Raw genomic sequence first — 11,962 nt, 5'->3', positions numbered from 1 at the left:
CCAAATCAGGAGGAACAGAACATGAAGTGTCCCTATTGCGGAGCCGAGGAATCCAAAGTGATCGATTCCCGCCCCACCGAAGACAGTGAGCGCATCCGCCGCCGCCGCGAATGCCTGAGCTGCCATATGCGCTTTACGACCTATGAGGTCGTGGAGACTGTTCCGCTTGTGGTCATCAAAAAGGACAGCTCCCGTGAGCCGTTCGACCGGCAGAAGCTGCTCAACGCCATGGTGCGTGCCTGCGCCAAGCGGCCGGTCAGCTACGAATCGCTAGAGCGTGCGGTAAGCAGCATTGAGCAGACGCTGCTCAGCTCCTACGACCGTGAGATCCCCAGCGTGCGCATCGGTGAGCTGACCATGCAGGAACTGAAAAAAATCGACGAAGTGGCATATGTTCGCTTTGCATCGGTCTACCGTCAGTTTGCAGACGTGGAAAGCTTTTTCAATGAGCTGAAAAAGCTGATGGGCGACCGGAAAAAGTAAAAGAATCCTTCAAAAAAGCGCACAGCCTCCGCCTGGATTTGGGCGGCAGGGCTGTGCGCTTTTTCGTTGCAGCAGATCGTTCGCATAATTTCGATTATGCGAACTGTTGAATTGCCTCAGAGGATGCGCCGGGCGAGCCAGGCCAGCGTTTCGACCTGGACCTGAGCGCGGCGCAGCTCCCCGAACGCTTCTTCGGGGGCGTTCCATTCCAGATGGCCGTCGGCGGCGCGGAGGGCCGCTTCCAGTTCGGTGAAGTCTTCCGTTTTGAGCAGGTGGTTCATCCCCTCACGCATCCGGTCGCAGAGGTCGGCCCCTTCGGCAAGGGCTTGACGGGCCCCGGTCAGGTCGTCTTCCCGGATGGCTTCCATCGCATGGTCGATGTCGCCGGAGATGTCTTCGGCGAACATCTGCACCCGGAAGCTGCTGTAAAAGGCCACCGCGAGCAGGGCGGCCACGATGCCGAGGCAGGCGTAAATGCGTTTCATGCGTCCTCCTTTCTGAGCGGGCGGGCCGTGCGGCGCGGCTCTTTCTTCAGCAGAAAGTAATCTTCGGTGTCGTTGCCGATCAGAAGCAGGATCTCCTCCACCAGCAGGGTGTTGGCCTGCGCCGTGCGTTCCAGCCACGCGCGGTCCTTGCCGCACCAGCGCAGGTTGTCGTCCAGCACCTGCCCATCCAGCACAAAGGGGATGGTCGCCTGACTGTGCTGGACCTTGAGCGCCAGGTCGGAGAGGGTGGCAGGCTCTCTTTCGGGGCGCAGCGCCACCGAAAGGCTGCCGTTCGTCTCCACAACGGCGTAGGAGACATCCCGTGGGTCAAAGACATCCTTGCCGCGCAGGGCCTCCATCAGGTCAGCCGTCGTCAGCCGCAGAGTGCGCAGGGCATTCTGGTCGATCTGCCCATCCAGAATGACCGTCTTGGGCCGGCCGGACATCAGGTTGAAGAATTTCTGGCTGCGGAAGCTCAGCACGGAGCCCAGCAGTTCCAGCGCTGCAATGAGAAACAGCGGGATCAGGCTGGATGTGATGGGCACCTCTTCCGATTCAATGGAGATGGATGCCAGATTGGAAATGAGAATGGTGGACACCAGTTCTTCGGGCTGCAGTTCGCCCAGCTGGCGCTTGCCCATCAGCCGCATGGCAAACAGAACGCACAGATAGATCAAAACGGTGCGAACGATCAAGAGCTTCAAGGCGGAATACCTCCTGTGGGAATAACCGGCGCGGCGGCGGGTATCCTACTGCAAAAGGGGGATGGGACCATGCAGCTTTCCGAACATCTGGAAACGAACCTCGCGGCGCTCAACGCTAGGTTGGGCAGCTCCGCCGATTTTTATGCGAAGCGCATCGAGCTTTACCACATTCGGGGTGCGATTCTGCTCTTTGACGGGATGGCCAGCCTCGAATCCCTGTGGGAACTTCTGCTGGACGCCGCCAGCCGCCAGACGCCGCCGCTGCGGCTGGGCGCGCTGCCGAGTGGGGAACAGGTCTATGAGCTGCTCAGCCGCCACTCGGCATTGCCCGCCGAGAGCAGCCCCGTGGAGGGCTGGGGTGATCTGATGCAGCGCCTGACCGCCGGAATGGCGGTCTTACTGCTGGACGGCAGTGCGAAGGGGCTGGCATTTTCGGTGCAGAGCCTGAAATTCCGCTCGGTGGAGGAACCCTCCGGTGAAGGAGATCTCCGCGGCTCCCGCGAAGGCTTTGCCGACCTGCTGCGGGTCAATCTGAGCCTGCTGCGGCGGCTCATCCGTACCGAAGCGCTGGTGATGGAAGTGCAGCAGGCAGACTGCGCGATGAAAACGGAATATGCCGTCTGCTACTGCAAAGATAAGGCCTCGCCCGCCGCCGTGGAGCAGGTAAAAGAGACGCTGCGCCGCGCAAAGCCGCAGCTGCTGTTGGATTCGAGCTACTTTCTGCCCTGGCTGTTTCCCTGCCGGGTGCGCACAGCGTCCCCGGTGAGCTACACCGAGCGCCCCGCCGTGGCCTCCGCGAAGCTCTGTGAGGGGAAGATCGTCGTTCTCGTCAACGGGAGCCCATCCGCGATGGTTCTGCCGACCCTCTTCGGCGAAAACTTCGAGTGTCTGGACGACTACGCCCAGCCTGCGTTTTTTGCGTCCTTCCTGCGCCTTCTGAAATATGGTTCCTTCTACCTGAGCATCTTTCTGCCGGGTGTGTTCGTCTGTCTGGCGGTCTACCTGCCGGAGCTGATCCCACCGCAGCTTCTGTACAAGATCGAAGCGGCGGAGAAGGCCACACCGCTGCCGCTGTTTGCGGAAATGCTGCTGGTCATCCTGCTGCTGGAGGTCATCCGGGAAGCAGGTCTGCGGATGCCGCAGTCGCTGGGGCATTCGGTCAGTCTGGTCGCGGCGCTCATCATCGGGGACGCAGCCATCGCCACCGGTCTGCTGAGCACACCCGTCATTCTCATTGCAGCGGTTGCATCCATCGCCGTCTTCGTGGTGCCGTCCCTCTACGAAATGGCCACGGCTTTCCGCTTTCTGGTCCTGCTGGCGGCGGGAGCGGCAGGCCCTGTGGGGCTTGTGTGCGCGGCGTTGGTCGTTCTGCTCGCTCTGGCGCAGGTGTCAGCGCTGGGGGTGCCCTATTGTGCACCGGTGCGTTTCCCGCAAACCGCACTTTCTCCGGACGGTGTGACCCGCCGGACCTACCGCACCCTGTCCGCACATCCTTTTTCCATCTGGCAGAAACGGAGGTGAGCCAATGGAGCAAACCGGATCGTTCCGTGCCGCCGCGCCGCTCAGCGTTCTGACCGCGGTGCTGGGGCAGTGCATCACTTCCGGCAGCGCCATGCCAGCTCGGCTGTTGCTGCTGCAGGGGTTCCCCATGGCGCTGGGCATCGGCCTGCTTTCGTCCTGCTTGATGCCCGCCGAAGGGGAAGAGGGGCTTCGTTCCGAAACCGGCATCCGCCCCCGGCTGCTCTGTCTGCTTTTGTCCGTGTGGTTTGGCGCAGAGCTGTGGGAGACGCTTTGGCAGGCACAGCAGGTGTGCCGGGAGCAGTTTTCGTCCATGGCAGTCCTCGGCGTTCTGCCGCTGCTGCTGTGGGCGGGCTGGCAGCTGAAGCCGGACGTCTTTTCCCGCAGTGCGGGGGTCTTGTGGTGGGCACTGGCGCTGGCGGGTCTTGCCTGCGTTGGGAGCCTGCATGGCCAGCTTCACTGGGAGAATCTTTTCCCCGCAGCGCAACCCACAGGGGATCTCCGTTTCCCGCTTTATGCGGAATCCATCGCGTGGCCGCTTCTATTTGGAAAACGCGGATGCACCGGAAGGCGCTGCTTCCTGCTGCCGTTTCTGACGCTGGCGGGGCTGTTCGGTTTTGCGCTGGGGCGGGAACTTCTGTTCGGGTCCGGCCGTCCGCTTCCGGGGGATGAATTGCTGCGCACCGGAACGCCGGGACGTGTCTCCCGGCTGGATGCAGCCTTCCTGCTCGTCTGGCTGGCAGCGGCACTGTTCCGTGGCTGCTTTCTGGTGCGGGTCCTGCGGGAACTGATCTGCCGCCCGGAGGAGCAGGAAAAGGGGGTGCCGGAATGAGAGCTTCCCATGCACTGCGCTGGCTGGCAGGGGGCGTTCTGGTGCTCTGGTGCGGCGTCTTTCTGCGGATGGAGACCACCGAGAAAAGCATGGTGCGGGCACTCATCGTCCAGCCGAACCGCAGCGGCTGGGCGGTGCAACTGCTCTATCAGTTCCCGGAAGCAGCTGCGGATGCCTCCGACGCCGTGGCAGAAATCCGAAGCTGTTCGGCCGAGGATGCCACGCTGCCGCTCGCGCTGCACAAAGCCGAACGGGAACTGCCCAAAGCTGCAAATTACCGGCTGTGTGAATATCTTCTCTTTGACGAAACAACGTCACAAACTGACATTCTGGAACTGGAAGAGTTCCTGCAAACGGAACCCGTCAGCCGTCTGTCGGCACGGGTGCTCTTTGTCGCCGGTAGCGGGGCGCTGACGGAAGAAACTCCGCCGGATGGTCTGCCGGGCGGCGGGGCGGAACCGGAAGAGACTGCTGCGGCCCCGGAAACGTTTCCGGGAGCGCTTTTGCAGGCCGCTGAGGATACCGCCGCACGGGCACCGCATCTGTACGAGTGCGCAGCGGGGGCCGTGATCCCCATCTTAAAAATTGAGGAGAACGGGGTGACATGGCAGAAGGAGAGCTGCCTTTTGACGGTGCAGGGAAGCACCCGACTTTCCCCGAACGAGACGGCCATGGCGCAGCTCTTGCAGGAACGGACAATGCCGGTGGAGTTCGCACTGGAAGGGGAGACTGTCACCCTCCGGCGCTGTGTCGTTTCGGTGGAAGCGGATGGGGACGGGTTTTCGGTCACGCTGACCGGCCAGCGCAGGGCGGGCACACTGCCGGTCGAGGAAGGCGTGTGCCGCCAGCTGGAGGCGCTCTGCGAAGAGACCATCGTCCGGGCCTGGCAGTCGGGCGCAGACCTTCTCCGGCTGGGCGCAGTCCGTGCGCTGAAGGAAGGGCCGGGTGCCTTTTTTACAACAAAAAACGCCTGCCCGGAAGTGCGGGCAAGCGTGAAGATGCTGGATCTTTAATGGGCGGTCTCAAAGATGACGGTGATGGTCGTGCCGACATTGATCTCGCTTTCCAGCCGAATGCGTGCGTTGTGGATGCGCGCGATATGCTTGACGATGGCAAGGCCCAGACCGGTACCGCCGGTAGCCTTGCTGCGGCTCTTATCCACACGATAGAAGCGCTCAAACACGCTGGACTGTGCTTCTTTCGGGATGCCGATGCCATTGTCCTTGACGGTCAGGGTGCAGTGCCCATCCCGTGTGCAGGCGGTGATGAGCTGGACCTTTCCGCCGGGGCGGTTGTACCGGATGGCGTTGTCGCACAGGTTCTGGCATAGCTCGTCCAGCAGGCTCCGGCTGCCCAGCACAGGGGCGCTCTCGCCGAGGTAGGTCAGGGAGATGAACGACTTCTGCGCGTTCACCTTCTGGCGCTCGACGCACTCCTTGGCCACATCCAGAAGATCGACCGTCTCCATCTGGGGGGTGTCGTTGGTCTCCGAAACGTTGTCCAGACTGGAAAGCTGCAGGATATCGTTCACCAGCTGGATCATACGGCTGGCCTCCACATGGATCTTCTGGGCAAAGCCCGGCACATCCTCAGGCTTTGCAATGCCGGTCTCAATCAGCTCCGCATAGCCGGAAATACTGGTCAGCGGGGTCTTCAGCTCATGGCTGACATTGGCAGTAAACTCCTGCCGCATCTTTTCGTTGTTCTCACGGAGGATGCGGTCAGAGTGGATGCTTTCGGCAAAGGGAATCAGCTCCTTGTACGGCACATTTTCCTGGATGTGTTCCAGATCGTCCGTCATCTTCAGAATGGGCTGGACGAGACTCCGGGTCAGCAGACCGGCCATCATGGCGGCTGCGCCCATCATCACGATGCAGCTCAGCACGATGGCAGGCAGGGCCGCATCGTAGATGGACCAGATGGTCTCGGAATCCTGCGCCACACGGAGGATATCGCCATCCGGCAGAAGCATGGCGTAGTAATACGTCTCATACCCCAGCGTCTGGGAGTCGCGGCGGTCGCGGCCGACGCCTTTCTGCTTGGCCTGCTGGATCTCCGGGCGGCCCAGGTGGTTCTCCATCTGCTGGCTGGTCGCGGATTCAAACAGGACGCTGCCGTCCGAGGCGATGAGCGTGATGCGCAGATCGCCGTTGACATAGGCGGAGAGCTGGGCCGGATCGTCGATCTGTTCGCACCCGGCGGCAACGAGGCTGGCCTCGTTTTCCAGCGCCGCCCATGCCTGCTCCCGGAAGGCTCTGTGGAATACGAAGAGGCAGAGCACGGTGGTGCAGATCAGCCCGACAAAGCCCATCCAGAACAGCCGATAACTGATTTTTTCTTCCATGCTCCGTGGTTTCATTCTTCGTTTTCCTCCTCGTTGTCGGCCAGCTTGTAACCCACCTTGCGCACAGTGCAGATGTATTTGCCGGCATCCCCCAGCTTTTTGCGCAGGGTGCGGATATGCATATCTACAGTGCGGCTCTCCACCGAAATGTCGGTGCCCCACACCACCTGCAGAATGGTCTCGCGTGTCACCACCAGATTGGTGTTTTCCAGCAGCAAACGCAGCAGGCTGTACTCCTTGTAGGTCAGGTCGATGTGGGCGTCGTTCACCGTCACGATGTGGCGGGCGTTGTCCAGCAGGATCTCATGGAAGGCGTAGACGTTCGTCTTCTCCTCCGGGGCTGAGCGGCGCAGCGCAGCCCGCACCCGGCTCAAAAATTCCATGATGCCAAAAGGCTTTGAGATGTAATCATCGGCACCGCAGTCCAGCCCGCGCACGGTGTCCAGCTCGCTGGACTTAGCCGTGACCATAATGATGGGCAGCCTGCGCAGGGAAGGGGTGTTGCGCAGCTTTTTCAGGATGGAAAAACCGTCCTCACCGGGCAGCATCACGTCCAGGATGACCAGCTCCGGCACGGCAACATTCATGGCCTGCCAGAAGCTCTCGGACGATTCAAAGCTCTGCACGTCATATCCGCTGGACTGCAGGGCATACTGTTCCAGCTCCCGGATGGCGGCATCGTCTTCAACAATATAGATCATGCCTTGGGGTCCTCCTTTTCGCTTGCCACGGCGGGTTCACCGTCTGGGAAGAGATACCGCTCGCGGTAACGGTCCAGGCGGCGGCGGAACTGTTCGCTCTCCTTGGTGTCGTTGCCGTAGCGGAGATCGTTTAGATAGGCGTGGGTATCAAAGCTGTCCTGTGCAACCTCAATCTGTGCAACGGCTACGTTGCTGCAGTGGTCGCACACACGCTCATAGTTGGTCAACAGGTCATCCAGCACAAAGCCATATTCAATGGAGCAGCTGCCGGCCTGCAGGCGGGCCACATGCCGTGCCTTGATGGCGCGGACCAGTTCGTCCACAACGGTCTCCATGGGTTCCACCTTGCTGGCAAGATGCAGATCACCCTTGCGGAAAGCATCAGTGGTGCGGTTCAGAATATCCTGCACCGCATCCTCCAGCACCTGCAGCTCGTCGCGGGCATCCTGCGAGAACGCGATGTTCTTGGCGTGGATCTCTTCGGCAGAGCTGAGCAGATTCACGGAATGGTCGCTGATACGCTCAAAATCGCTGATGGTGTGCAGCAGGGTATTTACGCTCTGGCTGTCGGCATGGTTCAGCTCACGGCTGGAAAGCTTGACGAGATAGGTGCCGAGAGCGTCCTCGTAACGGTCTACCTGCGTCTCTTCCTCGCGGACTTTCTGCGCAAGTGTGTCGTTCCACTCATGAGTCAGGCTCATGGCCTGCATCACGCCCACACGGGCAAGCTCTGCCATATCCGCCGTGGCGGCGCGGGCGCGTTCCACAGCAACGGCGGGCGTCTTGAGCAGACGCTCATCCAGCAGGGCGAAGCTCTCTTTCTCGGCATCGTCCGGAATGGTGAGGATGGCCAGCTTTTCCAGAACGTTGGCGAACGGAAGCAGGACCGCCGTGGCCGCAATGTTGAACACAGAGTGGATGACAGCGATGCCCCACGCCGTGACGGTATCGTTGACAAAGGTGAAGTGCAGGACCAGATTCAGGCCATAGTACATTGCCAGAAAGAGGGTCACACCGATGATGTTGAAGTACAGATGGACCATGGCAGCACGGCGTGCATTCTTGTTGGCACCCACAGAGGAGATCAACGCGGTAACGCAGGTGCCGATGTTCTGACCCATGATAATGGGAATGGCACTGCCGTAGGTGATCACGCCGGTGGCGCTCAGCGCCTGCAGAATGCCCACGCTGGCGCTGGAGCTTTGGATGATGCCGGTAACAAGGGCACCCACCAGAACGCCCAGAAGGGGGTTGGAAAAGCGGGTGAACAGGCTGGTGAACCAGACTTCATCCTGCAGCGGGGTGACCGCATTGGACATGGTGGTCATGCCAGTCATCAGCACGGCAAAGCCGATGAGGATGGTGCCGATGCCCTTCCGCTTTTCGCTCTTGCCCATGTAGAGCAGGATGCCGATGAAGGCCAGCAGGGGGCTGAACGAGGTGGGCTTGAGCAGCTGGATAAAGAAGCTGTCGCCCTGCAGGCCGGAAAGGCTCAGGATCCAGCTGGTGACAGTGGTGCCCACATTGCTGCCCATGATCACGCCGATGGCCTGATGCAGCTCCATGATGCCGCTGTTGACAAAGCCGACCACCATGACCGTGGTAGCGCTGGAACTCTGGATCACAGCGGTGACGCACAGGCCAAGGAAAAAGCCTTTAAGGGGGTTGTCAGTCAGCTTGCTCAGGATCTTCTGCAGCTGGCCGCCGGCCTGCTTTTCCAGTGCTTTGCCCATGATGTCCATGCCGAACAGGAACAGGGCAAGACCTCCAAGCAGGGAAAAAACGTTGAAGATTGTCATATGTGCGTTCCTCACTTTTAATTGACGTGAAATTCTCCTGATTCTGAGTATAGACACGCAATGTAAAATCGGAAATCGGCAGAGTGTAAAATTCATGTAAAGCGACAGACTTTTTCCGCTTTTCGGGGCTTACTTCCTATTATAAAGGAAAATCCGGTGGATGCAACCGTGAAACGCAGGAACTTTTCCCAAAAGAATCATTGTAATCCGAAACCATCTCGTTTATAATAAGAGAAGGAATGCCTGCGGGAGGGTCTGCCCGCAGTTGAGGAATACACGCAGGAGGAAGAACGATGGCGAATTTTACCGTTTCGCTCAAGAAGCTGACCGAAAAGGTCAGCATGGATGTGGTCTACGCTCCGCAGGACCTCGAAAATATCAGCGTCGAGATCGCCGAAGTGAACCGCCCGGGTCTGTTTCTGGCGGGCTATTACGATTATTTTGATAAGCTGCGTCTGCAGATCATGGGTCTGGCCGAGATGAACTTTCTGTCCGGCCTTTCACCGGAAAAACGCTACGAAGCGCTGGATCAGCTGTTCCGTCAGCAGCCGCCGGCTGTTATCGTCTGCCGCAGCGAGGAATTGACTCCCTTCCCGGAGATGCAGGAGCTGGCCCAGAAGCATGGTGTTGCACTGCTGCGCTCCAACGAGACCACCTGCACTCTGATGGGCAGCCTGATCAGTGTGCTGAATCTGGAACTGGCACCGCGTATCACCCGCCATGGTGTGCTGGTGGAAGTGTACGGCGAAGGCATCCTGATCCTGGGCGACAGCGGCATTGGCAAAAGCGAGCTTGCCATCGAGCTGGTCAAGCGCGGCCACCGCCTTGTGGCAGATGATGCGGTGGAGCTGCGCAAGGTGTCCAACCGCCAGATCATGGGTACTGCCCCGGAGAATATCCGCCACTTCATTGAGCTGCGCGGCATTGGCATCGTCAATGTGGCCCGTGTGTACGGCGTGGGCGCGGTCAAGCTGAGCGAAAGCCTTGACCTTGTGGTTCAGCTGGAAGCATGGGACCCCACTAAGAACTACCAGCGCACCGGTCTGGAAAACGAATACTACGACATTCTGGGCGTCAGCATTCCCAGCACCAGCATTCCGGTCTCACCCGGCCGCAATCTGGCTGTCGTGCTGGAAACTGCAGCCATCAACAACCGCCAGAAGAAGATGGGTTACAACGCCGCCAAGGAGCTGCTCATCCGTCTGGGCCTCGAAGGTACCATCGAATAAGATTCTCATACGAAAAGGAACGAAGCGTTTATGGAACGATTGAAACAACAGCTGCAGGCCGAAGGCATTGCCTACCGGGCAGACGAGCCGCTGGCAGCCCACTGCACCTTTAAGATCGGCGGCCCGGCGGATGTGTTCGCCCTGCCGGAGACCGAAGAGCAGCTCTGCCGCGTGATCGCACTCTGCAAAGAGCAGGGCGTGAAGTACTACCTGCTGGGCAACGGCAGCAACATTCTATTTGAGGATGCCGGTTACCGGGGCGTGGTCATTGATACCATGGCCCTGAAAATGGGCATCGGCTTTCTGGAACAGGTCGCGCATCCGGGGGCAGCGCCGGGCGAGGTCTATGATGCTGTGGTCGCCGGTGCGGGCCTGAAGCTTTCGAGTCTGTGCACCGCCGCACTGGAAGACAGCCTGTCCGGGCTGGAATTTGCCTACGGCATCCCCGGCACGGTGGGCGGTGCAGTGTATATGAATGCGGGTGCCTACGGCGGCGAGATGAAGGACGTGCTGCAGTCGGTGCGGTATCTGACGCAGGACGGCGACATCGTGGAGGCAGAGGCTGCCGCGCTCGACCTTTCCTACCGGCACAGCATCTTTGAGGAAAACGGCGGCTGCATCCTGAGCGCAAAGTTCCATCTGAAGCGGGGCGACCCGGACGCCATCAAAGCCCGGATGAACGAGCTGATGGCCAAGCGTGTGGAAAAGCAGCCGCTGGATAAGCCCAGCGCCGGCAGCACCTTCAAGCGCCCGGCGGGTGCTTTTGCGGCTGCGCTGATCGACCAGTGCGGCCTGCGCGGCTATCGCCACGGCGGCGCAGCCGTCAGCGATAAGCACTGCGGCTTTGTGGTAAACCTTGGCGGCGCTACCTGTGCTGATGTGCTGGCACTTTGTGACGAGGTGCGCGCCATCGTAAAGGAAAAGACGGGCTACGACCTTGAAAAAGAGATTCGTGTCGTGAAAGCATAAGAGGGAAGAGAAATGGATCTGCTGATCGTCAGCGGACTTTCCGGTGCAGGCAAGTCGGTGGCTATGAATGCGCTGGAAGATATCGGTTTTTTCTGTATAGATAATGTTCCGGCCGGACTGCTGCCCAGCATCACTGCATTCTCGGAAGCGGGCGACAGCCAGCTGGAGCGGGTGGCTCTTTCCATGGATGTGCGCGGCTGCCGCACCAGCGAAGAGATCGAGAAGGCGCTCGACCTGCTGGACCAGCAGGGGATCGCCTACGAGATCCTCTTCCTCGACGCACCGGACGATGTACTCATGCGCCGCTACAGCGAGACCCGCCGCCGCCACCCCATCAGCATTGCCGAGGGCATTTCCACCCGGGAAGCTTTCCAAAAAGAACACCAGATCCTCCGCCCCTTTAAGGAGCGTGCGAATTATATCGTGGATACGGCGCTGCTCTCCACCGCGCAGAACAAGGAGCGCATCTGCGAACTCTTTGTGCAGAACGGCGGGGCGAAAAGCGCGATGCGCCTGACCGTGATGTCCTTTGGATTCAAATTCGGCATCCCGCCGGAGGCAGACCTTGTGCTGGATGTGCGCTGCCTGCCCAACCCCTTCTACGTGCCGGAACTCAAGCATAAGACCGGCCTTGATCAGGATGTGGTGGATTTTGTCATGAGCCACCCGGAAGCACAGGAACTGCTGCGCCGGTACGAAGCATTTCTGGAATATGCACTGCCGCTGTACGTCAAGGAGGGCAAAAGCCAGCTGACCATTGCGGTGGGATGTACCGGCGGCAAGCACCGTTCCATTACATTTGCGCGTAAGATCGCGGAATACTGCGAGGGCCTGGGCTACCAGCCCGGCGTCCAGCACCGCGATGCCTCCCGCTGAACGGCAGATCGAAGAAGGAACG

12 protein-coding genes are annotated in these 11,962 nt (G+C 60.0%); 7 read left to right on the top strand and 5 right to left on the bottom strand.

The window, feature by feature from the left end; genetic code table 11:
* Nucleotides 1–21: 21 nt before the first annotated feature.
* Nucleotides 22–483: a transcriptional regulator NrdR gene (gene nrdR, locus ACNQFG_RS11250; RefSeq protein ID WP_423404973.1), complete on the top strand. Its 462-nt coding sequence runs from the start codon at nucleotides 22–24 to the stop codon at nucleotides 481–483.
* Nucleotides 484–599: 116 nt separating this feature from the next.
* Here nrdR and ACNQFG_RS11245 read toward each other — a convergent pair whose 3' ends face one another.
* Nucleotides 600–968: a DUF4363 family protein gene (locus ACNQFG_RS11245; RefSeq protein ID WP_270476532.1), complete on the bottom strand. Its 369-nt coding sequence runs from the start codon at nucleotides 966–968 to the stop codon at nucleotides 600–602.
* Nucleotides 965–1,672 carry a DUF421 domain-containing protein gene (locus ACNQFG_RS11240; protein WP_423404972.1) on the bottom strand — a complete coding sequence of 236 codons (708 nt, stop codon included), beginning with the start codon at nucleotides 1,670–1,672 and terminating at the stop codon, nucleotides 965–967. Before ACNQFG_RS11240 ends, ACNQFG_RS11245 begins: the two co-directional genes overlap by 4 nt.
* A 69-nt stretch (nucleotides 1,673–1,741) precedes the next feature.
* Between ACNQFG_RS11240 and ACNQFG_RS11235 the strand changes: the two genes are divergently transcribed.
* The 3 genes from ACNQFG_RS11235 to ACNQFG_RS11225 are packed head-to-tail and all read left to right on the top strand — an operon-like array spanning nucleotide 1,742 to nucleotide 5,035.
* Entirely contained in the window at nucleotides 1,742–3,193 is a 1,452-nt protein-coding gene (locus ACNQFG_RS11235; RefSeq protein WP_423404971.1) for a spore germination protein, read from the top strand.
* Between the two features lie 4 nt (nucleotides 3,194–3,197).
* Nucleotides 3,198–4,022 (top strand): hypothetical protein, encoded by an 825-nt coding sequence (locus ACNQFG_RS11230; RefSeq protein WP_423404970.1) that lies wholly within the window; start codon nucleotides 3,198–3,200, stop codon nucleotides 4,020–4,022.
* Nucleotides 4,019–5,035: a hypothetical protein gene (locus ACNQFG_RS11225; RefSeq protein WP_423404969.1), complete on the top strand. Its 1,017-nt coding sequence runs from the start codon at nucleotides 4,019–4,021 to the stop codon at nucleotides 5,033–5,035. Before ACNQFG_RS11230 ends, ACNQFG_RS11225 begins: the two co-directional genes overlap by 4 nt.
* On the opposite strand, the gene ACNQFG_RS11220 is transcribed toward ACNQFG_RS11225, so the two are convergent.
* Genes ACNQFG_RS11220 through ACNQFG_RS11210 form a run of 3 tightly spaced genes read right to left on the bottom strand, consistent with a single transcriptional unit; the run spans nucleotide 5,032 to nucleotide 8,866 of the window.
* Nucleotides 5,032–6,381, bottom strand: coding sequence for a sensor histidine kinase (locus tag ACNQFG_RS11220; RefSeq protein ID WP_423404968.1), 1,350 nt, complete (start codon nucleotides 6,379–6,381; stop codon nucleotides 5,032–5,034). The genes ACNQFG_RS11225 and ACNQFG_RS11220 overlap by 4 nt on opposite strands.
* Nucleotides 6,378–7,067, bottom strand: coding sequence for a response regulator transcription factor (locus tag ACNQFG_RS11215; protein ID WP_423404967.1), 690 nt, complete (start codon nucleotides 7,065–7,067; stop codon nucleotides 6,378–6,380). Before ACNQFG_RS11215 ends, ACNQFG_RS11220 begins: the two co-directional genes overlap by 4 nt.
* Entirely contained in the window at nucleotides 7,064–8,866 is a 1,803-nt protein-coding gene (locus ACNQFG_RS11210; RefSeq protein ID WP_423404966.1) for a Na/Pi cotransporter family protein, read from the bottom strand. Before ACNQFG_RS11210 ends, ACNQFG_RS11215 begins: the two co-directional genes overlap by 4 nt.
* A gap of 293 nt (nucleotides 8,867–9,159) precedes the next feature.
* On the opposite strand from ACNQFG_RS11210, the gene hprK reads away from it, so the two are divergent.
* The 3 genes from hprK to rapZ are packed head-to-tail and all read left to right on the top strand — an operon-like array spanning nucleotide 9,160 to nucleotide 11,940.
* Nucleotides 9,160–10,095: an HPr(Ser) kinase/phosphatase gene (hprK, locus tag ACNQFG_RS11205; protein WP_423404965.1), complete on the top strand. Its 936-nt coding sequence runs from the start codon at nucleotides 9,160–9,162 to the stop codon at nucleotides 10,093–10,095.
* A 30-nt stretch (nucleotides 10,096–10,125) separates the two neighbouring features.
* The gene (murB, locus tag ACNQFG_RS11200; protein WP_423404964.1) at nucleotides 10,126–11,064 is read left to right on the top strand and encodes a UDP-N-acetylmuramate dehydrogenase; all 939 of its coding nucleotides are present in this window, start codon (nucleotides 10,126–10,128) and stop codon (nucleotides 11,062–11,064) included.
* Between the two features lie 12 nt (nucleotides 11,065–11,076).
* Nucleotides 11,077–11,940, top strand: a complete 864-nt coding sequence (gene rapZ, locus ACNQFG_RS11195) for an RNase adapter RapZ (protein ID WP_423404963.1) — start codon at nucleotides 11,077–11,079, stop codon at nucleotides 11,938–11,940.
* Nucleotides 11,941–11,962: the final 22 nt, after the last annotated feature.

Origin of the sequence: Faecalibacterium prausnitzii (assembly GCF_049532945.1) — a bacterium.
GTDB classification, from domain to species: domain Bacteria; phylum Bacillota; class Clostridia; order Oscillospirales; family Ruminococcaceae; genus Faecalibacterium; species Faecalibacterium prausnitzii_N.
This window is presented reverse-complemented; position numbering and strand designations above follow the sequence as displayed.